Raw genomic sequence first — 24,811 nt, 5'->3', positions numbered from 1 at the left:
TTATCGAAAATTCGAAAAAAGAGCATGCTTCTGTCAGTCAACCCTCTACGCAGCACAACCCGTAAAAGTCTCATACCAAGTAATTTTGACCCAAAATGTAAACATTATACGTCAAATTCGCTTCTTTTATACGTTTAAAATCGCGCTTGACATTTTAGTCAACTAAAGAGAATGCGCCCATTTTAATGCTGACATTTTATAATGATACCACATTAGGGAAGTCGAGTCAACAAATGATTCTGTTTCCCTATTGCTCTTTGCGAGCCCTGAATATGCGGTACCCTTTTTCCTTCGTTACTTCTTCCACGTTACCGTAGACAGCTTCCAATTTCGCTTCCGCGGAAGGGGCTCCTTGCTTCTTCTGAATGACGACCCACATCGAACCGCCCGGCTTCAGCAGCTTAGCTCCTTCTTCGAAGATCCGATGAACGACTTCCTTACCCGCCCTTATCGGGGGATTGGTGAGAATCGTATCGAACAGTTGACCCTGGATACGCTCGTAAAGATCGCTCTGTATGGCAGACGCGTTCTTCACGCCATTCAAACGAACGTTCTCGTTCGCCAGCGCCACAGCCCGTTCATTAATGTCGATCATCGTCACTTGACCGCCGGGGGCGAGCTTTGCCGCCGTAATACCCATTGGCCCATACCCGCAGCCCACATCCAAGATACGGTCGCTTTCGCCAACTTCCAGCGCATCAAGCAACACGTGGCTCCCAAAATCGACGCCAGTCTTCGAAAATACGCCGGCATCTGTCACAAACCGCAGTTGATGACCGCGAAGGGCGGCTTCGATCTGCTGTCGATCATGCTTGGTTCCCGGCGATTGCGTGTAATAGTGGTCCGACATGTTGTTCCTCCTGTTTCTTGCCGGCATGCCCTTGCATAAGGAAACCCCTTGAAGCGGTCGCTTCAAGGGGTTCACCGCTGCTGAGCGGATTATTACTTCACTTCTACGGAAGCGCCAGCTTCTTCGAGTTTAGCTTTAACAGCTTCAGCATCCTCTTTGGATACTTTTTCTTTGATTGCTTTAGGAGCGCCGTCAACAAGGTCTTTCGCTTCTTTCAGGCCAAGACCTGTGATTTCGCGAACTGCTTTGATAACGTTGATTTTGGAAGCACCAGCGTTGTTCAAGATAACGTCGAACTCGGATTGCTCTTCGACTACAGCTGCAGCTGCGCCGCCGCCGAATGCTACAGGTGCTGCAGCAGTTACGCCGAATTCTTCTTCGATTGCTTTAACCAGGTCGTTCAGTTCAAGAACGTTCATGCCTTTGATGGCTTCCAAGATTTGCTCTTTACTCATGAGATAAACCTCCAATAATTTGTTTTAGTATGGTCGTGCTTGTATTCCGGCAAGCCGGGAACGAAATTAAGCTTCTTGTTTTTCTGCAACAGCTTTAACCGCAAGGGCAAAGTTGCGCATAGGTGCTTGAAGCACGCTGAGGAGCATGGAAAGCAAACCTTCGCGGGACGGCAGATCTGCCAGCGCTTTGATTTGATCCGCGTTAAACACTTGACCTTCTACTACGCCGCCCTTAAGTTTCAGAGCATCGTTCTTCTTAGCGAAGTCAGCCAGAATTTTGGCTGGAGCAACTGCATCCTCTTTGCTGAAAGCGATAGCCGTAGGGCCTGCTAGGACAGCATCCAATTCAGACAGTTCCGCTTGTGCAGTCGCACGGCGAACGAGCGAGTTTTTCAATACTTGAAACTCGACGTTAGCTTCGCGCAATTGCTTACGAAGTTCTGTTACTTGCGCAACGTTTAGACCACGGTAATCGGCCACAACCGTGCTGGAGCTCTCACGAAGTTTCGCTGTGATTTCCGCAACGGCTTGCTCTTTACCTTCAATAATTTTTGCGTTTGCCAAAATGTACACCTCCCGTTATGTTGTCAACATCCCGATAGTTGAAGCGGAATCCTTCCCCGCGATGCATGAGAAAGGCCCCCGCAGACAGAGCGAAGGCCATGATGGTCCGTTACTCGCCAACCCCAATGGGGCAGGGCGCACAAACACGTTTATCATAACACCTCGGTAGGAAATTAAGCCGATGACGGCACCTACTGTCTTCGGTATGCATATTCAATTCTCAAATTCCCGTCTGATCTCTTAGCGGAACGAAGCAGCGTTCAAACGAGCGCCAGGTCCCATCGTCGAGGAAACGGAAATACCTTTCAGGTAAACCCCTTTAGCTGCAGCCGGTTTTGCACGATTCAGCGCATCGATCAGTGTTTTCAAGTTTTCGTTCAGCTTCTCGGAGTCGAACGATACTTTACCGATTGGTGCATGGATTTGACCTGCTCTGTCAAGACGGTATTCAATCTTACCAGCCTTGATTTCTTGTACGGCTTTCGTAACGTCAAACGTTACTGTACCCGCTTTAGGGTTAGGCATAAGGCCTTTACCGCCGAGGATACGGCCGAGTTTACCAACTTCAGCCATCATGTCCGGAGTTGCAACGCAAACGTCGAACTCGAACCAGCCTTGTTGGATTTTAGCGATTACGTCAGCGTCGCCAACATAATCCGCGCCTGCTGCTTCTGCTTCTTTGGCTTTTTCGCCCTTTGCAAAAACGAGTACGCGTTTTGTTTTACCAGTTCCGTGCGGAAGTACAACGACACCACGAACGGCTTGGTCTTGTTTCTTAGGGTCAACGCCCAGACGCACAGCAACTTCGACAGTTTCGTCAAATTTTGCAGTAGCGGCTTTCTTAACGAGCTCGATCGCTTCGGCCGACTCGTAAGTTGCTTCGGCGTCAATCAGCTTTGTAGCTTCTTGGTATTTCTTGCCGTGTTTAGCCATTAGAAATTTCCTCCTTATGTGGTAGTAGCGGAAAATCCTCCAAATGTTCCTGGAGACCCTCCCACCCGACAGAACGTTTCGCTCCGTCGGTTAGACAACGCACTCTAGCGTGTCTAAAGCATGCGCCAATCGAAATTAGTCCTCGATTACAACGCCCATGCTGCGCGCAGTACCTTCAACCATGCGCATAGCTGCTTCTACAGAAGCTGCGTTGAGGTCTGGCATTTTTTGTTCTGCGATCTCACGAACGACGGAACGATTAACCGTAGCAACTTTCTTCTTGTTCGGTTCGCCGGATCCTTTAGCGATCTTAGCAGCAACACGAAGAAGAACAGCAGCCGGCGGAGTTTTCGTTTCGAAAGTGAACGAACGATCCTCGAACACTGTGATTACAACCGGAATGATAAGACCCGCTTGATCAGCTGTACGAGCGTTGAACTCTTTACAGAACGCCATGATGTTAACACCTGCTTGACCTAGCGCTGGACCGATCGGCGGAGCCGGATTCGCTTTACCCGCTGGAACTTGCAGTTTTACCAACTTGATGACCTTTTTTGCCATGATGAACACCTCCTTGCCGTAGTAATCACATGCTTGCAGCGAAAAACAGGTTTATTATACCTTCTCCACTTGGCCGTAATCCAGCTCAACCGGAGTCTCTCTGCCGAACATGTTAACGTGAACCTTCAACTTGCTTTTGTCGAGCAGAATCTCTTCCACCGTTCCGACAAAATTAGCGAATGGCCCGACCTTAACGCGTACCGTCTCCTTCAAATCGAATTCGATTTTCGGTTTCGGTTCTTCCATGCCCATGTGTTTCAAAATTTGTTCCACTTCATCAGGCAAAAGCGGAGTTGGTTTTGAACCCGAGCCTGTCGAACCGACAAATCCGGTTACGCCTGGAGTGTTACGAACAACATACCAAGAATCGTCAGTTTGCACCATTTCCACTAGAACGTAGCCGGGGTAAACTTTACGCATGACGGTTTTTTTCTTGCCGTCTTTGTCTACCACTTCTTCTTCCATCGGAACAAGCACACGGAAGATTTTGTCCTCCATGCCCATGGATTCAACGCGTTTCTCGAGGTTCGCTTTCACTTTGTTCTCATACCCTGAATAGGTGTGAACAACATACCATCTTTTCTCCATCATTTCCATAACAAGCCACCCTTGGCCCCTTCTTAAACAATCAGTTCGACCAATGCGGAAATTCCGATGTCAAGTACCCAGAAGTAAATTGTCACCGCTATGATCGTAAAGAAAACTACGAGCGAATAGCTTGTCAATTCCTTACGGCTTGGCCAGCGGACTTTCTTTAATTCCGCGAAGCTGTCGGTGAAGAAGGAAAACGTCGACCCGAAGCTTTGCTTCAGTTTAGCTAAAAATGCCACGTCCACACCTCCAAAATGACCTATCTTGTTTCGCGATGAGGAGTATGCTCGTTACAATACTTGCAGAACTTCTTCATCTCAATACGGTCAGGGTGATTCCGTTTGTTCTTGCTGGAAGCATAGTTTCTTTGTTTGCAGTTTGTGCAAGCCAACGTAATAATTACCCGCATTGTTGACACCTCCCAAACTAAGCATAGATAAAGTTTGTAGCACTGTATGTGAAACTAGCCTGATTGACCCATAATAAAAAAAGACCTATTTAGGGCTACCAAAACACTTTATCACAAGCAATAGGGAGTGTCAATGGAAAACCGTGCCGCAGCACCTCTCTATCAGCTTAGCAATTATTCGTCTTGGTGCGAGGCACAACAGCGCAAAGCAGGCGAAAATTTTCTCTTCGTCAGTAACCAGTATCGTCACCGATAGGTGGTTTCAAACACCGAAAACCCTTCCCATTAAAAAAGAGCCATATCGGCTCTGATCATACAGGGTTAAATTCCGATGTCACGGACTTCCAAATATCGTTCAAGCTTCCGCTTGACGCGCTGCAGTGCATTGTCAATCGACTTCACATGACGGTCAAGTTCAACCGCGATTTCCTGATAAGACTTGCCGTCCAGATAAAGCATCAGAACTTTACGCTCCAGATCGCTTAGAATCTCTGACATCTTGTCTTCAAGGCCCACAAACTCTTCCTGATTAATGATCAATTCTTCCGGGTCTGATACCCGCGTTCCGCAGATAACGTCCAGCAGCGTTCGGTCAGAGTCTTCGTCGTAAATGGGCTTGTCCAGCGAAACGTAAGAATTCAACGGGATATGCTTCTGGCGCGTGGCCGTCTTGATGGCCGTAATGATCTGCCTCGTGATGCACAACTCGGCAAACGCCTTGAATGAAGCTAACTTCTCGCCTTTGAAATCTCGAATCGCTTTATAGAGTCCGATCATGCCCTCTTGGACAATATCTTCGCGGTCGGCCCCGATTAGAAAATAGGAACGCGCCTTTGCCCGGACAAAGTTCTTATACCTATTGATCAAATACTCCAACGCTTCGCCGTCGCCTTCGCGAACCATCTCGACAACGTCTTCGTCCGTTTTGCAGTCAAAGTCCAGCGTTTTCCATTCTCTGAGGTCGATGCTCACGAACAATCCCTCCGGCTCGAAAGGCATGAATGCCCCTTAACTTCAGCAGCTAAAACGTATTTACCGGCCCGCAATGTCATACCAAATAGATCGTGTAAGCTAGAATCATCATTCTAGCAGCAATCACCGTTCAGAAACATAGACTCAGTATACAGTACGTAACCTTTAACAGTCAATGACGATCCCCTCAAAACGTCGCTTATTATCTAGCAAAAATGGGATTTCGATCCGAAAAAACAGATGTTCGTGTCAGTTATTTTGACCTTGATTTCACATGAAATCGACACTAATTCTTCCCTCTGCGCCAATTCTCCAGCTTCATTCGGATATCCATGCTAAGGTTGCCGTCCAGTTCATTCCGAACCTTGCTTTTCTGCTCGACCTTTTGCTCAATGGCCTTACGGTTCTGCTTGATCGCGATAAGCAATTCCCTTGCGGATATACGGAGCGCGCCTTTACCGAAAGCGACATGCTGTTCCACCAAGTCTGAAGTGGCGACATGAATATTCCGGCTGCGCATGGCCAGTTCCGAGGCTAGCCGCTCGATGCAGGCGTCTGCCGTTTCCTTCTCTTTGGTGTAAACGACCGTCAACCGATGCTGCTTGAACGTAGATCCAACACCGGGCACCTGATGGGCATCGAACACAACCACGACCGTCATCCCTGTGAATCCTTGATAATCCGCCAGCAACTCCAACAGACGGTCGCGCGCGTCCTCCAGATCCTTGTCCCGGAGGACAGCAAGCTCCGGCCATGCTCCGATCATATTGTAACCGTCAACGAGCAGGACATCATCTCGCCGGCGCACGGCTATTTGCCGAGACGCTGGCGCAACACTTCATACATCAGAACACCGGCAGCGACGGATGCGTTCAACGAATTCAGTTGTCCGTGCATCGGAAGCTTGATGAGAAAATCGCATTTCTCACGAATAAGTCTTCCGATTCCCTTCGCTTCATTGCCGATGACGATAGCCAGCGGCATATCGAACTTCATCCCGGATGTAAACACGTCCCGCTCCGCGCCGACATCCGCACCTGCTACCCAGACGCCCGCTTCCTTCAACTTGTCGATCGTTTGTGCCATATTCGTGATCCGCGCGACCGGCACGTACTCTACCGCCCCGGCTGATGTCTTGGTCACGGTAGCCGTCAAAGACGCCGAACGGCGCTTAGGAATAATGACGCCGTGTACTCCCGTGCACTCCGCCGTCCGCAGAATGGAGCCCAAGTTGTGGGGATCCTCGATCTCGTCCAACAGCAGGAAGAAGGGCATTTCACCGCTGTCTTTCGCCCGGCTCAGCAGTTCATCCACCTCGAAGTAACGGTGGGCAGCCGCCTGTGCAACGACCCCCTGGTGCGCCATGCCCTCTACCATTTGGTCAAGCTTGCGCTTATCGACGATTTGGACGATAAGTCCCGCTTTCTTGGCTTCCAGAATAATCGGCTGCGCATTCTTCTGCGCTTGTTCCGCGACCCAGATTTTATTGATTTCGCGTCCCGAACGCAGCGCCTCCATTACGGGATGCTTGCCTGCTATCCATTCCTGCGAATCATCTTCATGTTCATGCTCACGCTCACGCATCATAATTCTCCTTCGTTGTGCCGGCTTCCGCCAGCGTTTCATCCGTTTCGCCAAAAGCGATCGCCATCAACTCTCGCAGACGTCCGACCTGCTTTCCGTAATATAAGTAACCGACGAGGCATTCCAGCGCCGTCGCTTGTTTGTAATGCGCAGGATCGGCATTCTTCGGCATCGTGCCCGATTTCGCGTTGCGTCCCCGCCGCACGATATCGGCTTCCTCCTCCGATAAGTGCGGCCGCCATTTCTCCAAAATAAGAAACTGGGCTTTGGCCGACACGAACTGCGTCGCCTGCTTGTGCAAATGATGCGGCTTATGGTTCGGCAGCGAGATTAGGTACTGCCGAACCAATACTTCATATACAGCATCCCCAATGTATGCGAGTACGATGGGGTTCATCAAATTGATCGGCTTCATCGGGTCGTGAAACCAAAGGTTGAGTCCTTCCGCATTCACGTCCATCATTTGCGTTTCCAACGGATGCCCTGCGGCGTATCTTCCAACACAATTCCCTGTGCCGCGAGCAGGTCGCGAATCTCGTCGGCCCGCTTCCAGTTCTTGCTGCTGCGAGCTTCCGTACGTTCAATGATCAACGCGTCGATCTCCGTATCCAGCAGTTCTTCGTCGGCCGCGAGCAAACCGAGCACGCGGTCGAACGATTCGAATGCCGCGAGCAAAAGCTGAAGCGCCTCCGGCGAAACCACCGGACGCTGGAGATGCAGGTTTGCCTCGCTGACCAATTCGAATACGGCCGTGATCGCATCCGGCGTATTGAAGTCATCATCCATCTTCGCGTTGAACAGCGCCTTGATCTCATCGATCCGCGCTTGCAGCGGCGCCAATTCCTCGCCAGGATCGCTGACCGCGGCGGACAGGCGATGCTTAATGTTCGCTACGGAATTGGCGATCCGCTCGATGCTGTTCTCCGCTTGGGCAATCGTCTCGTCGCTGAAGTTGAGCGGGCTACGGTAGTGCGCGGAAAGCATAAAGTAACGAATAACGGCCGGCTTGATCCGTGTCAGCATGTCTTGAACAGTAATGCCGTTGCCGAGCGACTTGGACATTTTCTCGTTGTTAATATTAATATACCCGTTATGCATCCAATACGTGGCGAGCGGTTTGCCCGTCACGGATTCCGACTGCGCGATTTCGCATTCGTGATGCGGGAACTGCAGGTCATGCCCGCCGCCATGGATATCCAAGGTGTCGCCCAAATATTTGCGCGCCATCGCCGAGCATTCAATATGCCAGCCCGGACGTCCCGGTCCCCAAGGACTGTCCCAGTTAATCTCGCCGGGCTTCGCCGCTTTCCACAACACGAAGTCCTGACCGTTTTCCTTGCGCTCGTCGACGCCGATCCGGATGCCAAGCTGCAATTCTTCCAAGTTCTGATGCGACAGTTTACCGTAGCTTGGGAACGTGCTCGTTCGGAAGAACACGTCGCCTCCGTTCTCGTACGCATGGCCGTTGGCAACGAGCTCTTCGATCAACGCGATAATTTCGGGAATGTTCTCCGTTACGCGCGGATTCATGGATGCTTTATGAATACCGAGTCCTTCGATGTTCTCTTTGAACGCGGCGATGAACCTCTCGGCCACTTCCGGTACCGTCGTACCGAGCTGTTCCGCTTTGCGGATCAGTTTATCGTCGACATCGGTGAAATTGACAACGTAATTGACGGCATAATCAAGCGACTCCAAGTACCGGCGCACGACGTCGAAGAAAATCGCCGGACGCGCGTTGCCGATGTGAATATAGTCATAAACGGTCGGTCCGCAAACATACATGTTTACTTTACCCGGTACAAGGGGCTTGAAAACTTCCTTCTCGCGCGACAAGGTATTATATATTCGTAACGTCATGATCTCGTTTCTCCTCCAGCTACTGGCTGTTTATGTCTTGCCTTCGTCTTCTCTTTCTCGCGATCAAGCTCCGCCCGCAATTCCGCCACTTCCTTCTGCAGCGCCAGGAGCATTTCAATAACAGGGTCGGGAAGCTGTGCATGATCGAGCCGATCGTTGACCCGTGCGCCGTTGCGTTTGACGACCCTGCCCGGAATACCGACAACCGTGCTGTTGGCCGGTACCTCGCGCAGCACAACGGAATTCGCGCCGATATTCACATTGTCTCCAACCTTGAAGGAGCCTAGAACCTTCGCCCCGGAAGCAAGGACGACATTGTTGCCGATCGTCGGATGGCGTTTGCCTTTCTCTTTCCCCGTACCGCCGAGCGTGACCCCTTGATAGATGATGACGTTATCGCCGATTTCACAGGTTTCCCCAATGACGATGCCCATGCCGTGGTCGATGAACAACCGCTCTCCGATCCGCGCGCCGGGATGGATTTCGATCCCCGTGAAAAACCGGCTCGTCTGAGAAATGACGCGGGCGACCGTAAACCATTTGCGCTTGAACAAGGCGTGCGCGACTCGATGCGCCCAGATCGCATGAAGCCCCGAGTACGTGAATACGACCTCAAACCTGTTCCGGGCGGCAGGGTCATTCTCGAGCACGGCCTGGATATCCGATCTCATCGTGCGCAGCATAGTCACGCCTCCTCTCTAACCAAGCAAGGTGAATCGAATCCCTTCAAGCCGGGAATAGCGTAAACGTATCGTTCGGATCGATTTCGGACAGGTAAACAAAAAGCCTCCGCAGCCCATTCAGGGCTGCAGAGGCGTATTCACGCGGTTCCACTCTGCTTCGCAGCGCTTGCTTCCGCAGGCGCGTACGTTCTTGACGTCCGTAACGAGGACGCGTTCGTCATCGCCCACCCTGCGCAAACGGCAGTTCGGAGATGCGGCTCCCAGGCGCAATGTCTATTTCCGGCAATCGGCGACTTCCACCCGATCGAAACGCAGGCCGGCTGTAAAGCGGCTCCGTTCGAAAGGTCGCCATCTCTGTAATTCCCGTTCGAAATAAACGATCCTGTTCCATGCCTTCTTCATGTAAACGATTCGAAAGTCTGTCGACAACGTTGATTTGATTACTTTAAGTATAGCCGACAGTCCTAGAACTGACAAGTGGCCTCCCGCCCGGTTAACGCTGCTGCGAGCTTAGACGGCCCTGTAGACGTTCCTGTACCTTCGCTTGGCCGAGCAGGACGATAGTCGCATTCAAATCAGGACCGTGCGTCTGTCCCGTCAGCGCTGCGCGGATCGGCATGAATAGCTGTTTGCCTTTGAATCCGGTCGATTGTTGAACGGCTTTGATCGCTGCTTTGATGCCGTCGATCGTCAGCGCGTCCATCGTCTTCACTTGCTCCAGGAAAGCCGTCAGCACCGTCGGCACCTGTTCTTCGGCCAGGACGGTGACCGCTTCTTCTTCGTCTGCCGGTTCAGGCAGGTAGAAGAGTTCCGTCAGCGGTACGATTTCCGACGCGGAGCGGAGCTTATCTTGGTACAGCGCGACTAGATCGTTGATCCAAGCGCGCTGGCTGTCGGAGAGGTCTCCGGTTATGCGGCCGGCCGCCTCCAGATGCGGAATGCAGAGATCCACGACGCGCGGAAGCTCGGTTCTCTTCATATAGTCATTGTTCATCCACGCCAGCTTGTTCGTATCGAACACGGCTGGGCTCTTGCTGAGACGGTTGGCGGTGAACACCGAGATCAACTCGTCGCGCGAGAAGATCTCCTGTTCGCCTTCCGGCGACCAGCCGAGCAGTGTGATGAAATTGAACATCGCTTCGGGCAGATAACCCAGCTTATCGTACTGTTCGATGAATTGAATGATGGATTCATCGCGCTTGCTCAGCTTCTTGCGGTTCTCGTTGACGATCAGCGTCATGTGGCCGAATACCGGCGGTTCCCAACCGAACGCTTCATAGATCATCAGCTGGCGCGGCGTGTTGGAAATATGATCCTCGCCGCGAAGCACGTGGCTGATCGCCATCAGGTGGTCATCCAGCGCTACCGCGAAGTTATAAGTCGGAATACCGTCCTTCTTCACGATAACGAAATCGCCGATGCCGTCCGATTCGAAGCTGATCTGGCCTTTGACCAAATCGTTGAAGGTATACGTCTTATTCTCCGGAACGCGGAACCGGATGCTTGGGATGCGGCCTTCCGCTTCGAACGCCGCCTGCTCCTCTGCCGTCAGGCTGCGGTGCTTGCCGGAATAACGGGGCATTTCGCCGCGAGCCGTCTGTTCTTCCCGCTCCTGCTCCAGCTCTTCTTCCGTGCAGTAACATTTATAAGCCAGCCCGCGGTCCAGCAGATCCTGCCAGTATTCACGGTAGATATCGAGCCGTTCCGTTTGACGGTACGGACCGTATCCTCCTCCGATATCCACGCTCTCATCCCATGTAATGCCGAGCCATTTCAAATACGTCAGTTGGCTTTCCTCGCCGCCCGCGACGTTCCGTTTAACGTCCGTATCCTCGATCCGAATGATGAATTTCCCGCCAAGATTGCGGGCGAACAAATAATTGAATAAGGCCGTTCTGGCATTGCCGATGTGCAGATGCCCCGTTGGAGACGGCGCATAACGCACTCTGATTGAATCGGACATGTTCAGTCGACTCCTTCCGTCATCGTTTATATTGGTGAATCATAGCATAACTTTTACGAGGCAGACAACCGCTTGCGCAGCAATTCCTTCCCCGCGTCCGGCGAAGCCGAGCTGTTCCGTCGTCGTTGCTTTCACGTTCACTTGCGAGCTCTCTTCCGCTTCAAGCGCGCCTGCGATCACTTCAACCATTTGCGGAATGTATGGCGCCATCTTCGGGCGCTGCGCAATAATCGTTGCATCGACATTGCCTAGCTTATAGCCCCGTTCCTTGATGAGTCCCCATATATGCTGCAGCAGCTTCAGACTGTCCGCATCCTTGAACGCCGGATCCGTATCCGGAAAATGCTTGCCGATATCCCCGAGGCCAAGCGCCCCCAGCACTGCATCGCTGATCGCATGCAGCAGCACGTCCGCGTCGGAGTGGCCAAGCAGTCCCTTCTCGTACGGAATCGTAACGCCTCCGATGATACACGGACGCCCCTCTACCAGTTGATGCACGTCAAATCCTTGTCCCACTCGAATCATAAGTCCGAACCTCTCTCCCGCTCCCGGCTTGCCAGCAGAAACTCCGCCCATGGCAAATCGTCCGGCGTCGTTATTTTAATATTCGTGTAATCTCCTTCGGCGACCGATACCGATACGCCAAGCCTTTCAACCGCCATCGCATCGTCCGTTCCGACGAAACGGTCCGCCGCCGCCTGCGCCAGCCCTTGTTCCAGCAAAGAACGGCGAAAAGCCTGCGGCGTTTGAATCGCCCACAAGCTTCGCCGTTCAGGCGTCGCGGTAATGACGCCTTTATCGTTCACCTGCTTAATCGTATCCTTGACCGGTACGGCCAGTACCGCGGCGCCTGTCTCCATTGCTTTCGCCATGCAGGCCCTCACCGCCTGATGCGTCACGAACGGCCTTACACCGTCATGCACCATCACCCAGTCGATATCGCCGCTCAAGGCACTAAGCCCAAGCTGTACGGAATGCTGCCTCTCGCTGCCGCCTGCCGTGACTGCTCTTACTTTATGAAGACCATACTCCGAGACGAACGCTCTGCAGCGCTCGACATCCTGCTGTCCGACGACCAGGCAGATGTTTGAGATCTCGTCCATGGATTCAAACGTTTCCAGGGTATGTACGAGAATCGGCTTGTCCCTCAGCAGCAAGTACTGCTTGCTCTCTGCCGTTCCCATCCGCGTTCCGCGGCCTGCCGCCACGATGACGACGCCCCATTTTGCATCCGTTACTACCATGCCTTCAACCGCCCCGCCGTAAACTTCGACTTTCCGTGCGCCTCAAGGTACAGGGAAAATCATCCGTCTACTATCATACCGCGTTACTGTGCTTTTTCCAACAGCTTCGGTTTGGCGAAGATCATTCGTCCCGCGGACGTTTGCAGCACGCTGGTCACGAGCACTTCCATCGTCGTACCGATATAGTCCCGCCCGCCCTCGACGACTATCATCGTGCCGTCGTCCAAGTAAGCCACCCCTTGGCCATGCTCCTTGCCGTCCTTGATAACCTGCACGACGATTTCCTCACCAGGCAGCACGACGGGCTTAACAGCATTCGCCAGATCATTGATGTTCAGTACGGACACGCCTTGGAGCTCGCACACTTTATTCAGGTTAAAATCATTCGTAACGACCTTCCCGTGCAGCACCTTGGCCAGCTTCACCAGCTTGCTGTCTACTTCCCCATCTTCCATATCGCCTTCATAGATCAGCACTTTGACATCGAGCTCTTTCTGAATCTTATTCAGAATATCCAGCCCTCTGCGGCCGCGGTTACGCTTGAGCAGATCCGACGAGTCCGCGATATGCTGCAGTTCCTCCAGAACGAACTCCGGAATGACGAGCGTGCCTTCAATAAAGCCGGTCTTGCAAATATCCGCAATGCGGCCGTCAATGATGACGCTTGTATCCAAAATCTTATGTTCTTCGTAGGTGCTTTCCTCATCCTGCCGTGCAGGCTTCGCGGTCCGTTCTGTAAAAGCGGTAATGCGCTCTCCGATTTCGATACGTTTGCTCAAGCCCACCCGCATGCCCGCGTAACCGAGGAACACCGTCAGCGCAATCGGAATAAGCATCCATGCGCCGTTCAGTCCCGACAGCGCCGGATATAGCAAAGCCGAAACCGCCAAACCGCCGAGCAAGCCTGCTCCGCCAGAAAGCAATTCTCCCGTCGGCACAGCTGAAGCCCTTTCCGCTCCTTGCTGCATCCACTTCTCCAAAGGTCCTGCAAGCGCCGTCGCGAGCGCAAACCCGCACACCGCACCGATACCCAAGCTCATGTAATAGCTGCCGGAATGCTGCATAATGCCGTTCGTCGAAGACGAAGCCACGAAACTCAAGCCGCTGTTTACGGAGCCGAATAGTTGTGCCCCAATAACGCCGCCAAACAATAAACCGATACCTTGAATCATTCGTTTCATCATATAAATCCACCTCCACTACAATTATGTTCCAATTATTGTCACGTTAATCGCATGGGGGCCTGGAATGCATTAGAAATTATTAACTTGCGCCGAAAGGGGGACAAATCGTACAAATCCGTTTTGAAATGATCGGCGAGGAGGCTTATAATATAAGCAAAGCAATCCATTCCTGAAATGAGGTGGAACCGATGAACGCACCAACGTTGGAGCAGTTCCAGCAGCAAGTATCCGAATTGCTGCTGCGTCATCGCAGCTTACTGGATGTCCTGTCCAAATACGGTCAATCCGGCGCTTCCGTCAACCGTGCCGTGGCCAAGTCCGTCACTGAATGCGGCTGCATCGAATTGAACGCCCGTAAGCAGCAATACGAGGACGACTTCAATCTCGAGAAAGCCAAGACCAAGCTGCATCACCACATCACCGGCGAACTTTGCGAACATTGCAAGGAAGCCATCCAGAACGAGTTGGGCCGTAATCTCTTCTACATGTCTGCCATGGCTAATTTGCTCGACATTAAGCTTGATGACGTCATTCAACGCGAATCCGACAAATGCAGCACGCTAGGACTGTTTAATTTAACTTAAGCGTTTCTTGTAAGATCGAAACAACAAAGACCGCTTAACGCGCTCCTTCGGGAGTCGTTAAGCGGTCTTTGTGATGTTGCGCAGGTTAAGCGCTGTGCTCGCTGTGTGCTGCCTCTTCTTGAAGCTGTTGTTCCAACCGGCGTTTCCGTTTTTTATTCGGGATGCGCCGATCAACGTTTTTTTTTAAGCCGTACAGCGCATAAAGCACGAGCGGCACGAAAATGATTTTGGATAACTGATGCGGGAATAAAATCCCGAAGGCCACCGAGATGACGACAATAATAGGTACGACCCATATCGCGTTCTTCGGAATGCCAAGCTTCTTGAAGTTCGGGTAACGCACCGTGCTGACCATCAGGAACGAGAGAACAAGCGTGGTTGCCATTAACACGGAAACCGCAATGTCTTTGTGGAACAAGGCCAGCGTAGCTAGTACGCCGCCCGCTGCGGGAATCGGAAGACCGATGAAATAGCCCGGCATTCCGGAGACAACATTGAATCTCGCCAGCCGGAGCGCTCCGCAAATCGGAAACAGCGCCGTAATGATCCATGCCGGAGCAGGATTCAATTCTTGAAAGGCAACGCTGTACATGATGAACGCCGGCGCAACTCCGAAGGAGATGACATCCGACAGGGAATCTAATTCTTTGCCAAACTCGCTCTGCGCGTTAAGTGCCCGCGCTACCCGACCGTCTACGCCGTCCATCAGCATGGCAATGATAACCATCATCGCTGCCAGCTCGGGCTTGGCGTTATCGGGAAAGACAAGAATAACGGCGATTATGCCTAGAAACAAATTCGCCACCGTAAAAAGACTCGGTATCGACTTCGTGATCATTGTGCTCCACCTCATCTTTACTATGCCCCAAAACCGCGGTTCGCAGTATTGGTGGGCAAACTTGAGAACGAAACTTCGATTTGAAGCTTCTTGTGCGACAAAGGTGTGAATTGTAAGTTGTGCCCAGCTTCAGTCTGCATTTCCTCATTGTATGGGATTTAAATTTGTCTGTCAATGAACATCTGCTCTTGGATCCGCTTCAAGCCTTCCTTGATCGTACGGGCGCGAACCTCGCCGATACCGTCCACCGAGTCCAATTCCTCGATCGTCGCCATCAGTACATGCGGCAGCGTGCCGAACCGTTCAACGAGATTATTAATAATGCCGGCAGGCAGGCGGGGAATGCGGCTGAGCAGGCGGTAACCGCGCGGTGCCACCATCTCTTCGGAAGCTGCGCTAACCCCGCTGTAGCCCATCAGTTTGATAATTTGCGGCAGATCAAGCAGCTCTTCGGACGACAGCTTGCGAATGTTCGAACGGATGTCCCGGACGCGCTCTTCGGTAGGATCTTTCGCGTAATCCTTCAGCAGGAACCACGCTTCCTCTTCCACGCCGCCCACCAGTTCTTCCATCTGCATGCTGATGAGCCGGCCTTCCGTGCCAAGCTCATTGACATAGCGTTTAATTTCCATTTTGACGCGGATGACCATCTCCACCCGCTTGATAACATGCGCTACTTCCTGCAGCGTAACCATTTCCTCGAACTCCAGCGCAGACAGGTTTGTAAACGATTGCCCAAGCACCACTTTATACTTCTCAAGCGTCTGAATGGCCTGGTTGGCTTTCGTAAGGATAACGCCCATTTCCTTCAAGGCATACCGGAATTGCCCTTGATACAACGTAATAATATTTCGCCGCTGCGAGATGGAAACGACCAGTTTGCCCGTCTGCTTGGCCACGCGTTCCGCCGTCCGATGCCGGATTCCCGTCTCGATCGACGAAATGGAGCTGTCCGGTATCAGCTGCGTATTGGCGTACAAAATCCGTTTGCGGTCCTCGCTAAGAATAATGGCGCCGTCCATTTTGGCGAGCTCGTATAAATAGTTCGGGGAGAAATCGCAATTGATGGAAAAACCGCCATCGACGACCTCCATGACTTCCGGGCTGTAGCCGACAACGATGAGCGCCCCTGTCTTTGCTCGCAGCACGTTATCGAGCCCTTCGCGGAATGCCATGCCGGGCGCGACCATCTGGAGCAGTTGATTGACCATTTCTGCCTGGTTCGTCTCTTTCATCATCTTCCCCCCTTTATCCGAATGCCGCGGACAGCGCTTCTGCTACCGTCTCGACGCCAATGATTTCTATCCCCGCAGGCGGGGTCCAGCCCTTCAAGCTTTTCTTTGGCATGATTACGCGTTTGAAACCGAGCTTATGTGCTTCCTTCACCCGCTGCTCCGCGCGTGAAACCGCCCGCACTTCGCCCGTTAAGCCAATCTCGCCGAAGAACACGTCGAACGGTCTCGTCGGCGCATCCTTAAAGCTCGATGCAATACTCACTGCGGCGGCCAAGTCTACTGCCGGCTCGTCGAGCCTGATGCCGCCCGCCACGTTCAAGTATGCATCCTGTGTCTGCAGGAACATGCCCATTCGTTTCTCCAGCACCGCTACGATAAGCGTCATCCGGTTATGATCGATGCCCGTCGCCATCCGCCGCGGCGATGGGAAATTCGTGGTCGCGACAAGCGCCTGCATTTCGACAAGCACGGGACGCGTGCCTTCCATGCTGGCGACGACTGTCGAACCCGAGACGCCCATGGGCCGCTCGGACAAGAACAGCTCCGACGGGTTGTTCACTTCCCGCAGGCCGTCCTCCACCATTTCGAAAATGCCGATCTCGTTCGTCGAGCCGAACCGGTTCTTGACTGCCCGCAGCAGCCGGTAGGTATGATGGCGCTCGCCCTCGAAATAGAGCACGCAATCCACCATATGCTCCAGCATCCGCGGTCCCGCGATTGCCCCTTCTTTCGTTACATGGCCGACAAGCACGGTGGCAATGCCTTTGATCTTGGCGACTCGCATGAAATGCGCGGTGCATTCCCTGACTTGAGAGACGCTTCCCGGAGCGGATTGCACGGAAGGATCGTATACCGTCTGAATGGAGTCGATAACGAGAAAGTCGGGGTTGACCGATTCGATTGCGTCGTTAATCTGATCCATGTTCGTTTCGCACAAAACGTACAACGTCTCCGACAACGCGCCGAGGCGGTCGGCACGCAGCCGTGTCTGGCGAACGGACTCCTCTCCGGAAATATAAAGCACGGTCAGTTTCTTGGCGGCCAGCGCATGCGAAGTTTGTAGAAGCAGCGTCGACTTGCCGATTCCCGGGTCCCCGCCGACTAGAATGAGCGAGCCCGGTACGACGCCTCCGCCAAGCACGCGGTTAAGCTCTTTGTTGGTCGTTTCAATCCGCTTTTCTTGACCACTTTCTATATGTATGATCGGTCGCGGCTTTTCTTTCGTCTGAATGATCGACGATCCCATACCTTGCGTCTTGACGACCGTTTCCTTCTCTTCCACCATTGTATTCCACTGCCCGCAACCCGGGCATTTCCCCATCCACTTGGGTGATTCGTTGCCGCATTCCGTGCATGCGAATTTAGTTTTAAGTTTTGCCATGAGCGGCTCCTTATGCAAAAGACGTATCATTCAAAGTTTACCATTTCTAACGTTGCGATTAAACCTTAATTTCCTTCAAAGATTACTCGGCCGCCAGCAATCTTATTTACGTTGCAGCACGACAATCGATTCAAGTCTGTAATCATAAAGATACCCCTCATCAGCTGCTTTCACGCAGCATGATGAAGGGTATGCGTACATCGTTTATTTAGTTGCCGGTTCTTCGGCAGCAGGCGTGCTGTCGACATGCGTAACAGTCAAACCGCCATCTTGCTCATCGATGATAAGCGTATGGCCCTTAGAGATTTTGCCCATCAGCAGATCCTCGGAGAGACGGTCCTCGATATGCTTCTGAATCGCTCTGCGCAGCGGACGCGCGCCGTATTGCGGATCGAAGCCTTCTTTCGCCAGGAAGGCCTTCGCCGAATCCGTAAGCGTAAAGTCCACTTCTTGCTCGCGCAGCCGTTTGCGAAGCTCATCGGACATCAGCGTGACGATTTGAGCGATATGCTCTTGATCCAGCGAATGGAATACAATCGTCTCGTCGATCCGGTTCAGGAACTCCGGACGGAAGCTCTTCTTCAGCTCGGCCAGCACTTTATCCTTCATGATGTTAAAGTCGCGTCCCGAGTCTTGCGCGGCGGTGAAGCCGAGCGAGGAATTGCGTTTGATTTGGTCGGCACCGACGTTCGACGTCATGATGATCAGCGTGTTCCGGAAATCGACGACGCGGCCTTTGGAGTCCGTCAAGCGTCCGTCTTCCAGCACTTGCAGCAAAATGTTGAAGACTTCTGGATGTGCTTTCTCGATTTCATCGAGCAGCACGACCGAGTACGGTTTACGGCGAACTTTCTCCGTCAGCTGGCCGCCTTCTTCGTAGCCGACATAACCTGGAGGCGCTCCTACGAGTCTTGATGTGGAATGCTTCTCCATGTATTCGGACATATCGATGCGGATGACCGCGTTCTCGTCGCCGAACATCGCTTCAGCGAGCGCGCGTGCCAGCTCGGTTTTACCGACCCCGGTCGGACCGAGGAAGATGAACGAGCCCATCGGACGCTTCGGATCCTTCAAGCCTGCGCGCGCTCTGCGAATCGCGCGGGATACCGCTTTGACCGCTTCGCTTTGACCGATGACGCGGTCATGGAGGATATCCTCCATTTTGAGCAGGCGCTGCGTTTCTTCCTCGGCCAGCTTGGAAACCGGAATGCCGGTCCAGCTTGCCACGACCTGCGCGATATCTTCAGGCGTTACCTCGGAATCCGTGCGGCCTTGTTTTTCTTTCCATTGATTCTTCGTTACGTCGAGCTCTTCGCGAATTTTCTGTTCCGTATCGCGGAGCGCCGCTGCTTTCTCGAACTCCTGGCTTTGAACGGCGGAGTCTTTCTCCTTGCGGATATCCTCCAGACGGTTCTCCAGCTGTTTGAGATTAGGCGGTACCGTGTACGATTTCAAGCGTACTTTGGAGCTCGCCTCGTCGATAAGGTCGATTGCTTTGTCCGGGAGGAAGCGGTCCGTAATATAACGGTCCGACAGTTTTACGGCTTGCTCGATCGCTTCGTCCGTAATTTTCACCCGGTGATGCGCTTCATAGCGATCACGAAGGCCATGCAGGATTTGAATCGCTTCTTCCGGCGACGGCTGGTCGACCGTAATCGGCTGGAAACGGCGTTCCAAAGCGGCATCCTTTTCGATATATTTGCGATATTCGTCCAGCGTCGTAGCACCGATACACTGCAGCTCTCCGCGGGCAAGCGCCGGCTTCAAGATGTTCGATGCATCGATCGCTCCTTCCGCTCCGCCTGCCCCGATCAGCGTATGCAGCTCATCGATGAACAAGACGATGTTTCCGGCTTGGCGAATTTCGTCCATAATTTTTTTGAGGCGATCTTCGAACTCGCCGCGATATTTCGTTCCGGCTACTACAGAGCCCATATCGAGCGTCATGACGCGTTTATCGCGAAGCGTTTCCGGAATTTCGCCGGCAATGATCTTCTGGGCAAGACCTTCGGCAATGGCCGTTTTACCGACCCCTGGTTCCCCGATCAGAACCGGATTGTTTTTCGTTCTGCGGCTGAGCACTTGAATCACGCGCTCGATTTCTTTGCTCCGACCGATAACCGGATCCAGATTGCCGTCTTTGGCATACGCCGTCAGGTCGCGTGCGAGTCCATCGAGCGTCGGAGTGCTGACATTAGCCGGCGCTCCGTGGCTGCTCGATACCGCTTCGCTGCTGCCAAGCAGCTGCAGTACTTGCTGACGGGCTTTGTTCAGGCTGATGCCAAGATTATTGAGTACGCGTGCCGCAACGCCTTCGCCTTCGCGAATCAGACCGAGCAAGATATGCTCCGTGCCGACATACGTATGGCCCAGCTTGCGCGCTTCGTCCATCGAAAGTTCGATGACCTTCTTCGCACGCGGCGTGTACGCGATGTTAGTAGGCTGTTCCTGACCGCGGCCGATGAGCGATTCGACTTCGTCTTGAATTTTCTCAAGGCTGAGTCCGAGACCGATCAAAGCTTTCGCCGCAATTCCTTCCCCTTCTCGGTTCAAACCGAGTAAAATATGCTCCGTACCAATATTATTGTGACCGAGACGAACGGCTTCTTCCTGCGCCAATGCGAGCACCTTCTGTGCCCGTTCGGTAAATCTTCCAAACATCATGTTCACACACCCCCATGATCAGATTCACTGTGCAATTGATTGCGAATAAGTTCCGCACGCCGGATATCCCGCAGTTCAGGCGACATTTTCTCATTGAACACCTGTTGAAGGAAACCAGGCTGCGTTAATACCATCATCTCATTCATGACCTGCGGCGTCACATCGCGAATCAAGCCAAGATCAATCCCCAATCGAACATCGGACAACCGCTGCGCCGCTTCCTTGGAATCCATGATCATGGCATGGGACAGGATGCCGTAAGAACGCTGTATGCGATCTTCAAGCCGGATTCTGGAATCTTCCAGCAGCCGGTTCCTGGCGGCCCTTTCATGCTCGATGATCTGGCGGGCAACATTGTGCAGATTCTCGATGATTTCCCCTTCGGATTGCCCGAGCGTAATCTGATTCGAAATTTGAAACAGGTTGCCGGTCGCTTCGCTGCCTTCCCCGTAAATGCCCCGAACCGCCAGACCGACTTGCGTGATGGCCGACAAAATTCGGTTAATTTGCTGGGTAAGCACCAGCCCCGGCAGATGCATCATTACCGATGAGCGGATACCCGTGCCGACATTAGTCGGACAACTGGTTAAGTAACCTCTGCGTTCATCGAACGCATAATCGGTTTCTTCCTCAAAAATATCGTCAATGCGGCTTGCAAGCCCCCATGCCTCCTTGATTTGGAAGCCTGGATACAGGCATTGGATCCGCAAATGATCCTCTTCATTCACCATTATGCTGACCGCTTCGTTCTCGCTGAGCATCACGGCTCCGCTGCGCGACTCGTTGGCCAAATTCGGGCTGATCAAATGCTTCTCTACGAGCACCCTTCGTTCAAGCTCGTTCAGCTGCGACAATTGAACCGTCTCGAATGGACCGTAATCATGCAGCTTCCCGGAGTCAGCGACCGCGGTTAGCTGTTCCATCACGTCATTCGCCTGCTGGTTCGTTGCCAGCATCGGAAACGGATGTCCCGTCAAATTGCGGGCGATGCGAATCCGGCTGCTGATGACTACGTCGGCTTCAGGACCGATGCCTTTCATCCAGTCGCTCAGCGCTTCTTCAACATAAGACCGCTTCGACACAATGAACCACCTTCCTAACCATGCCTTTCCTGAGCGTCGGCTATATTGCGTTCAAGTTCGCGAATTCGATCCCTGATCTGGGCTGCGTTCTCGAAATCCTCTTGCTCGATTCGCGCCTGCAAATCCTGCCGAAGCACTTCGACTTCACGCTTCACTTGAATCTGTTCGCCGGCACGCTTCGGAATTTTACCGACATGCGTCGTATTGCCGTGCACTCTCTTGAGAATAGGATCCAGCTTGTTGCCGAACTGGACGTAGCAGTTGCTGCAGCCGAATCGACCCATTTTACTGAATTGCGTATACGTCAGTCCGCAATTGTCGCACCTCAGCTGCTGCTGCGGCTTTGCGCCGATGCCGTTCATCGCGCTTGCCTGCTCAAAATCGAGCAAACCCGACAATAGACTGTGAATGGAAAATCCGTTCGCCGTTCCGGGAATACCTTCTCCCCGTTCGCGTGCGCAAGCTTCGCATATATGAAACTCCGTCTTCTCCCCGTTCACGATTTTCGTAAAATGAAGCGTCGCCGGCTTCTTCTCGCATTCCTGACAAAGCATTCCGCACTATCCCTCCTCTTGCAAGGCTGCGCAGCCTACTTCATGAGCAGTGTAACGAGCATTGCCCGAAGCAGCCGAGCACGAATTTCGTCGCGCAGCGGGAGCTTCACAGCCAAGGAATCGCGGGAAACCGCCGCCCGAAGCAAATTCGCTTCTCTCCGGGAAATGAGCTTCTCTTCCTCCAGCTGATAAATAACCCCTTCCGCCGTATCCTGATCCACTTGCTCACCGATCGTCTGGACAAGGTGTTCCTGAAGAGCGGACAACGTTGGCAGTTCAACGCGTTGAATACGGATATATCCGCCGCCGCCGCGTTTGCTCTCCACGAAATAGCCTTTCTCCAGTGTAAAGCGGGTACTGATGACGTAATTGATTTGGGAGGGCACGCAGGAAAAGCGGTCCGCCAAATCATTTCGCTGCAGCTCCACTGCACCGCCGGGGCTTTCCTTTAGCATATGCTTGAGGTACTGCTCGATGAGATCGGAAATGTTGCGCATTTCGCCAACCTCCCTAAATTGCCCAAACCACTCTTGCGGTCAAGATGAAACGGCTCGCTCTGACTTAAAGGCGCGATACGTTTCACTTTCGAGAAATCCGCATTAGCCTTAGAAATAGCAACTTAATAGCGGCTAGGATTTCAAGAAATCGAAATCGTCAAAGTTTTTAGTTAAATTGACTTTGACTTTCTTTGACCTTGACTCCATTATACGCAATTTCCCAAAAAGGTCAAGCGGCTTGCCGCAACGATTGTTGATGAACCCCTTACCTTACTAGCTTGGGCGGTTCTTGCCTATTTATACGCAGTATGAGGCTTATCCACAACATTCCGTTCATCTTGTGTATATCACTATATGATTAACCGTGCGAAAAAGATTTATAAACAACAAAAAACCGACTGCATCTATGCAGTCGGTTCATCGTGCTTGGCAACGTCCTACTCTCCCAGGACCCTGCGGTCCAAGTACCATCGGCGCTGGAGGGCTTAACGGTCGTGTTCGGGATGGGTACGCGTGGTTCCCCTCCGCCATCGCCACCAAACGGGCGTCTTCCTGGTCGGAATGCGCTATGCTTACTCAGAGCACTTACACCCTGAAAACTGGATACGAACCTTTGCGAAGGTTTCTTGCATTAGCTGAAACGAGATGTTCTTGGATAAGCCCTCGACCGATTAGTATTCGTCAGCTCCACGCATTGCTGCGCTTCCACCTCGAACCTATCAACCTCGTCGTCTTCAAGGGGTCTTACATACTGGGAAATCTCATCTTGAGGGGGGCTTCACGCTTAGATGCTTTCAGCGCTTATCCCGTCCGCACTTGGCTACCCAGCGATGCTCCTGGCGGAACAACTGGTACACCAGCGGTGCGTCCATCCCGGTCCTCTCGTACTAAGGACAGCTCCTCTCAAATTTCCTACGCCCACGACAGATAGGGACCGAACTGTCTCACGACGTTCTGAACCCAGCTCGCGTACCGCTTTAATGGGCGAACAGCCCAACCCTTGGGACCTACTTCAGCCCCAGGATGCGATGAGCCGACATCGAGGTGCCAAACCTCCCCGTCGATGTGGACTCTTGGGGGAGATAAGCCTGTTATCCCCAGGGTAGCTTTTATCCGTTGAGCGATGGCCCTTCCATGCGGTACCACCGGATCACTAAGCCCGACTTTCGTCCCTGCTCGACTTGTAGGTCTCGCAGTCAAGCTCCCTTATGCCTTTGCACGCTACGAATGATTTCCAACCATTCTGAGGGAACCTTTGGGCGCCTCCGTTACATTTTAGGAGGCGACCGCCCCAGTCAAACTGCCCACCTGACACGGTCCCTGTACCGGATCACGGTACCAGGTTAGAACTCCGATACGATCAGGGTGGTATCCCAACGATGCCTCCATCGAAGCTGGCGCTCCGATTTCCAAGGCTCCCACCTATCCTGTACAGATCGTACCAAAGTCCAATATCAAGCTGCAGTAAAGCTCCATGGGGTCTTTCCGTCTTGTCGCGGGTAACCTGCATCTTCACAGGTATTAAAATTTCACCGGATCTCTCGTTGAGACAGCGCCCAAGTCGTTACGCCATTCGTGCGGGTCAGAATTTACCTGACAAGGAATTTCGCTACCTTAGGACCGTTATAGTTACGGCCGCCGTTTACTGGGGCTTCGGTTCATAGCTTCGCCTTGCGGCTAACCACTCCCCTTAACCTTCCAGCACCGGGCAGGCGTCAGCCCGTATACTTCGCCTTACGGCTTCGCACAGACCTGTGTTTTTGCTAAACAGTCGCTTGGGCCTTTTCACTGCGGCCCCCTCGGGCTATTCACCCTACCGAGGCACCCCTTCTCCCGAAGTTACGGGGTCATTTTGCCGAGTTCCTTAACGAGAGTTCTTCCGAGCGCCTTAGCATACTCTGCTCGACTACCTGTGTCGGTTTGCGGTACGGGCACCTTCCCCTGGCTAGAGGCTTTTCTTGGCAGCCTGAACTCATGACCTTCGCTACTGCAATTTTCGCTCCCCATCACAGCCCAGCCTTAACGATGTGCGGATTTGCCTACACATCAGCCTCACTGCTTGGACGGACATCCATCAGTCCGCGTCACTATCCTTCTGCGTCACCCCATTGCTCGTAACGGCT

Annotated in this window: 26 protein-coding genes, 2 rRNA genes and 1 other annotated feature (1 of these 29 only partly in view); of the genes, 1 reads left to right on the top strand and 27 read right to left on the bottom strand. The window is 52.8% G+C overall.

Annotation, left to right across the window (positions count from 1 at the left end; all coding sequences use genetic code 11):
* Positions 1-247: 247 nt before the first annotated feature.
* The 18 genes from GZH47_RS18820 to GZH47_RS18735 all read right to left on the bottom strand — a co-directional run bounded on the left by GZH47_RS18820 (position 248) and on the right by GZH47_RS18735 (position 13,853).
* Positions 248-850, bottom strand: coding sequence for a class I SAM-dependent methyltransferase (locus tag GZH47_RS18820; protein WP_162642513.1), 603 nt, complete (start codon positions 848-850; stop codon positions 248-250).
* A 92-nt stretch (positions 851-942) separates the two neighbouring features.
* Positions 943-1,305 (bottom strand): 50S ribosomal protein L7/L12, encoded by a 363-nt coding sequence (gene rplL, locus GZH47_RS18815; RefSeq protein ID WP_162642512.1) that lies wholly within the window; start codon positions 1,303-1,305, stop codon positions 943-945.
* 66 nt (positions 1,306-1,371) lie between these two features.
* Positions 1,372-1,869: a 50S ribosomal protein L10 gene (gene rplJ / locus GZH47_RS18810; protein ID WP_162642511.1), complete on the bottom strand. Its 498-nt coding sequence runs from the start codon at positions 1,867-1,869 to the stop codon at positions 1,372-1,374.
* 59 nt (positions 1,870-1,928) lie between these two features.
* Positions 1,929-2,091 (bottom strand) — a sequence feature (ribosomal protein L10 leader region).
* 18 nt (positions 2,092-2,109) lie between these two features.
* The gene (gene rplA, locus GZH47_RS18805; protein ID WP_162642510.1) at positions 2,110-2,802 is read right to left on the bottom strand and encodes a 50S ribosomal protein L1; all 693 of its coding nucleotides are present in this window, start codon (positions 2,800-2,802) and stop codon (positions 2,110-2,112) included.
* 135 nt (positions 2,803-2,937) lie between these two features.
* Complete coding sequence (gene rplK, locus GZH47_RS18800) at positions 2,938-3,363, bottom strand: 50S ribosomal protein L11 (RefSeq protein ID WP_162642509.1); 426 nt, start codon at positions 3,361-3,363, stop codon at positions 2,938-2,940.
* A 54-nt stretch (positions 3,364-3,417) separates the two neighbouring features.
* Positions 3,418-3,951, bottom strand: coding sequence for a transcription termination/antitermination protein NusG (nusG, locus tag GZH47_RS18795; protein WP_161705150.1), 534 nt, complete (start codon positions 3,949-3,951; stop codon positions 3,418-3,420).
* 32 nt (positions 3,952-3,983) lie between these two features.
* Positions 3,984-4,193 carry a preprotein translocase subunit SecE gene (gene secE, locus GZH47_RS18790; protein ID WP_090649027.1) on the bottom strand — a complete coding sequence of 70 codons (210 nt, stop codon included), beginning with the start codon at positions 4,191-4,193 and terminating at the stop codon, positions 3,984-3,986.
* Between the two features lie 20 nt (positions 4,194-4,213).
* Positions 4,214-4,363 carry a 50S ribosomal protein L33 gene (gene rpmG, locus GZH47_RS18785; RefSeq protein ID WP_090583192.1) on the bottom strand — a complete coding sequence of 50 codons (150 nt, stop codon included), beginning with the start codon at positions 4,361-4,363 and terminating at the stop codon, positions 4,214-4,216.
* A 321-nt stretch (positions 4,364-4,684) separates the two neighbouring features.
* Positions 4,685-5,335, bottom strand: coding sequence for an RNA polymerase sporulation sigma factor SigH (gene sigH, locus GZH47_RS18780; protein ID WP_162642508.1), 651 nt, complete (start codon positions 5,333-5,335; stop codon positions 4,685-4,687).
* 286 nt (positions 5,336-5,621) lie between these two features.
* On the bottom strand, positions 5,622-6,143 hold the full coding sequence (locus tag GZH47_RS18775; protein WP_162642507.1) for an NYN domain-containing protein: 522 nt from the start codon (positions 6,141-6,143) through the stop codon (positions 5,622-5,624).
* 2 nt (positions 6,144-6,145) lie between these two features.
* Positions 6,146-6,922, bottom strand: coding sequence for a 23S rRNA (guanosine(2251)-2'-O)-methyltransferase RlmB (gene rlmB, locus GZH47_RS18770; protein WP_404823693.1), 777 nt, complete (start codon positions 6,920-6,922; stop codon positions 6,146-6,148).
* Positions 6,912-7,379 carry a Mini-ribonuclease 3 gene (locus GZH47_RS18765; protein WP_162645324.1) on the bottom strand — a complete coding sequence of 156 codons (468 nt, stop codon included), beginning with the start codon at positions 7,377-7,379 and terminating at the stop codon, positions 6,912-6,914. The genes rlmB and GZH47_RS18765 overlap by 11 nt, the downstream gene beginning before the upstream one ends.
* Positions 7,379-8,779 (bottom strand): cysteine--tRNA ligase, encoded by a 1,401-nt coding sequence (gene cysS, locus GZH47_RS18760; RefSeq protein ID WP_162642506.1) that lies wholly within the window; start codon positions 8,777-8,779, stop codon positions 7,379-7,381. Before cysS ends, GZH47_RS18765 begins: the two co-directional genes overlap by 1 nt.
* Positions 8,776-9,462: a serine O-acetyltransferase gene (gene cysE / locus GZH47_RS18755; RefSeq protein ID WP_162642505.1), complete on the bottom strand. Its 687-nt coding sequence runs from the start codon at positions 9,460-9,462 to the stop codon at positions 8,776-8,778. Before cysE ends, cysS begins: the two co-directional genes overlap by 4 nt.
* 493 nt (positions 9,463-9,955) lie before the next feature.
* A complete protein-coding gene (gene gltX / locus GZH47_RS18750; protein WP_162642504.1) occupies positions 9,956-11,425 on the bottom strand; it encodes a glutamate--tRNA ligase in 1,470 nt (489 codons plus the stop codon).
* Between the two features lie 39 nt (positions 11,426-11,464).
* Positions 11,465-11,950 carry a 2-C-methyl-D-erythritol 2,4-cyclodiphosphate synthase gene (gene ispF, locus GZH47_RS18745; protein WP_162642503.1) on the bottom strand — a complete coding sequence of 162 codons (486 nt, stop codon included), beginning with the start codon at positions 11,948-11,950 and terminating at the stop codon, positions 11,465-11,467.
* A complete protein-coding gene (gene ispD, locus GZH47_RS18740; protein ID WP_162642502.1) occupies positions 11,947-12,669 on the bottom strand; it encodes a 2-C-methyl-D-erythritol 4-phosphate cytidylyltransferase in 723 nt (240 codons plus the stop codon). Before ispD ends, ispF begins: the two co-directional genes overlap by 4 nt.
* Positions 12,670-12,752: 83 nt before the next feature.
* The gene (locus tag GZH47_RS18735; RefSeq protein WP_162642501.1) at positions 12,753-13,853 is read right to left on the bottom strand and encodes a PIN/TRAM domain-containing protein; all 1,101 of its coding nucleotides are present in this window, start codon (positions 13,851-13,853) and stop codon (positions 12,753-12,755) included.
* A gap of 188 nt (positions 13,854-14,041) precedes the next feature.
* On the opposite strand from GZH47_RS18735, the gene GZH47_RS18730 reads away from it, so the two are divergent.
* The gene (locus GZH47_RS18730; protein WP_162642500.1) at positions 14,042-14,437 is read left to right on the top strand and encodes a nucleoside triphosphate pyrophosphohydrolase family protein; all 396 of its coding nucleotides are present in this window, start codon (positions 14,042-14,044) and stop codon (positions 14,435-14,437) included.
* An 85-nt stretch (positions 14,438-14,522) separates the two neighbouring features.
* Here GZH47_RS18730 and pssA read toward each other — a convergent pair whose 3' ends face one another.
* The 9 genes from pssA to GZH47_RS18685 form a co-directional block, all read right to left on the bottom strand.
* On the bottom strand, positions 14,523-15,275 hold the full coding sequence (pssA, locus tag GZH47_RS18725; RefSeq protein ID WP_162642499.1) for a CDP-diacylglycerol--serine O-phosphatidyltransferase: 753 nt from the start codon (positions 15,273-15,275) through the stop codon (positions 14,523-14,525).
* A gap of 158 nt (positions 15,276-15,433) precedes the next feature.
* Positions 15,434-16,510, bottom strand: coding sequence for a DNA integrity scanning diadenylate cyclase DisA (gene disA / locus GZH47_RS18720; RefSeq protein WP_162645323.1), 1,077 nt, complete (start codon positions 16,508-16,510; stop codon positions 15,434-15,436).
* A gap of 13 nt (positions 16,511-16,523) precedes the next feature.
* Entirely contained in the window at positions 16,524-17,891 is a 1,368-nt protein-coding gene (radA, locus tag GZH47_RS18715; protein WP_162642498.1) for a DNA repair protein RadA, read from the bottom strand.
* A gap of 204 nt (positions 17,892-18,095) precedes the next feature.
* Positions 18,096-20,555: an ATP-dependent Clp protease ATP-binding subunit gene (locus GZH47_RS18710; RefSeq protein ID WP_162642497.1), complete on the bottom strand. Its 2,460-nt coding sequence runs from the start codon at positions 20,553-20,555 to the stop codon at positions 18,096-18,098.
* Positions 20,556-20,557: 2 nt separating this feature from the next.
* Positions 20,558-21,595: a protein-arginine kinase McsB gene (locus GZH47_RS18705; protein WP_404823813.1), complete on the bottom strand. Its 1,038-nt coding sequence runs from the start codon at positions 21,593-21,595 to the stop codon at positions 20,558-20,560.
* 56 nt (positions 21,596-21,651) lie between these two features.
* On the bottom strand, positions 21,652-22,191 hold the full coding sequence (locus tag GZH47_RS18700) for a protein-arginine kinase activator protein McsA (RefSeq protein WP_162642495.1): 540 nt from the start codon (positions 22,189-22,191) through the stop codon (positions 21,652-21,654).
* 35 nt (positions 22,192-22,226) lie between these two features.
* Positions 22,227-22,688 carry a CtsR family transcriptional regulator gene (locus GZH47_RS18695; RefSeq protein ID WP_162642494.1) on the bottom strand — a complete coding sequence of 154 codons (462 nt, stop codon included), beginning with the start codon at positions 22,686-22,688 and terminating at the stop codon, positions 22,227-22,229.
* A gap of 424 nt (positions 22,689-23,112) precedes the next feature.
* Positions 23,113-23,229 (bottom strand): 5S ribosomal RNA (gene rrf / locus GZH47_RS18690).
* Between the two features lie 110 nt (positions 23,230-23,339).
* Positions 23,340-24,811 (bottom strand): 23S ribosomal RNA (locus tag GZH47_RS18685) (it continues 1,455 nt past the right edge of the window).

It is taken from the genome of Paenibacillus rhizovicinus, from assembly GCF_010365285.1.
Lineage (GTDB): Bacteria > Bacillota > Bacilli > Paenibacillales > Paenibacillaceae > Paenibacillus_Z > Paenibacillus_Z rhizovicinus.
The sequence above is the reverse complement of the archived record's forward strand: the minus strand, read 5'-3'. Positions and strand labels throughout refer to the sequence as shown.

Excerpts from the sequence above, each read along its gene's own strand:
- rpmG (WP_090583192.1), bottom strand. The coding sequence starts at position 4,363 with ATGCGGGTAATTATTACGTTGGCTTGCACAAACTGCAAACAAAGAAAC.
- GZH47_RS18705 (WP_404823813.1), bottom strand. The coding sequence starts at position 21,595 with ATGAAAGGCATCGGTCCTGAAGCCGACGTAGTCATCAGCAGCCGGATT.
- pssA (WP_162642499.1), bottom strand. The coding sequence starts at position 15,275 with ATGATCACGAAGTCGATACCGAGTCTTTTTACGGTGGCGAATTTGTTT.
- GZH47_RS18765 (WP_162645324.1), bottom strand. The coding sequence starts at position 7,379 with ATGGACGTGAATGCGGAAGGACTCAACCTTTGGTTTCACGACCCGATG.
- rlmB (WP_404823693.1), bottom strand. The coding sequence starts at position 6,922 with ATGATGCGTGAGCGTGAGCATGAACATGAAGATGATTCGCAGGAATGG.
- disA (WP_162645323.1), bottom strand. The coding sequence starts at position 16,510 with ATGAAAGAGACGAACCAGGCAGAAATGGTCAATCAACTGCTCCAGATG.
- nusG (WP_161705150.1), bottom strand. The coding sequence starts at position 3,951 with ATGGAGAAAAGATGGTATGTTGTTCACACCTATTCAGGGTATGAGAAC.
- GZH47_RS18735 (WP_162642501.1), bottom strand. The coding sequence starts at position 13,853 with ATGATGAAACGAATGATTCAAGGTATCGGTTTATTGTTTGGCGGCGTT.
- GZH47_RS18730 (WP_162642500.1), top strand. The coding sequence starts at position 14,042 with ATGAACGCACCAACGTTGGAGCAGTTCCAGCAGCAAGTATCCGAATTG.
- cysS (WP_162642506.1), bottom strand. The coding sequence starts at position 8,779 with ATGACGTTACGAATATATAATACCTTGTCGCGCGAGAAGGAAGTTTTC.
- ispD (WP_162642502.1), bottom strand. The coding sequence starts at position 12,669 with ATGGTAGTAACGGATGCAAAATGGGGCGTCGTCATCGTGGCGGCAGGC.
- GZH47_RS18700 (WP_162642495.1), bottom strand. The coding sequence starts at position 22,191 with ATGCTTTGTCAGGAATGCGAGAAGAAGCCGGCGACGCTTCATTTTACG.
- gltX (WP_162642504.1), bottom strand. The coding sequence starts at position 11,425 with ATGTCCGATTCAATCAGAGTGCGTTATGCGCCGTCTCCAACGGGGCAT.
- rplK (WP_162642509.1), bottom strand. The coding sequence starts at position 3,363 with ATGGCAAAAAAGGTCATCAAGTTGGTAAAACTGCAAGTTCCAGCGGGT.
- rplL (WP_162642512.1), bottom strand. The coding sequence starts at position 1,305 with ATGAGTAAAGAGCAAATCTTGGAAGCCATCAAAGGCATGAACGTTCTT.
- ispF (WP_162642503.1), bottom strand. The coding sequence starts at position 11,950 with ATGATTCGAGTGGGACAAGGATTTGACGTGCATCAACTGGTAGAGGGG.
- rplA (WP_162642510.1), bottom strand. The coding sequence starts at position 2,802 with ATGGCTAAACACGGCAAGAAATACCAAGAAGCTACAAAGCTGATTGAC.
- GZH47_RS18820 (WP_162642513.1), bottom strand. The coding sequence starts at position 850 with ATGTCGGACCACTATTACACGCAATCGCCGGGAACCAAGCATGATCGA.
- cysE (WP_162642505.1), bottom strand. The coding sequence starts at position 9,462 with ATGCTGCGCACGATGAGATCGGATATCCAGGCCGTGCTCGAGAATGAC.
- GZH47_RS18710 (WP_162642497.1), bottom strand. The coding sequence starts at position 20,555 with ATGATGTTTGGAAGATTTACCGAACGGGCACAGAAGGTGCTCGCATTG.
- radA (WP_162642498.1), bottom strand. The coding sequence starts at position 17,891 with ATGGCAAAACTTAAAACTAAATTCGCATGCACGGAATGCGGCAACGAA.
- GZH47_RS18695 (WP_162642494.1), bottom strand. The coding sequence starts at position 22,688 with ATGCGCAACATTTCCGATCTCATCGAGCAGTACCTCAAGCATATGCTA.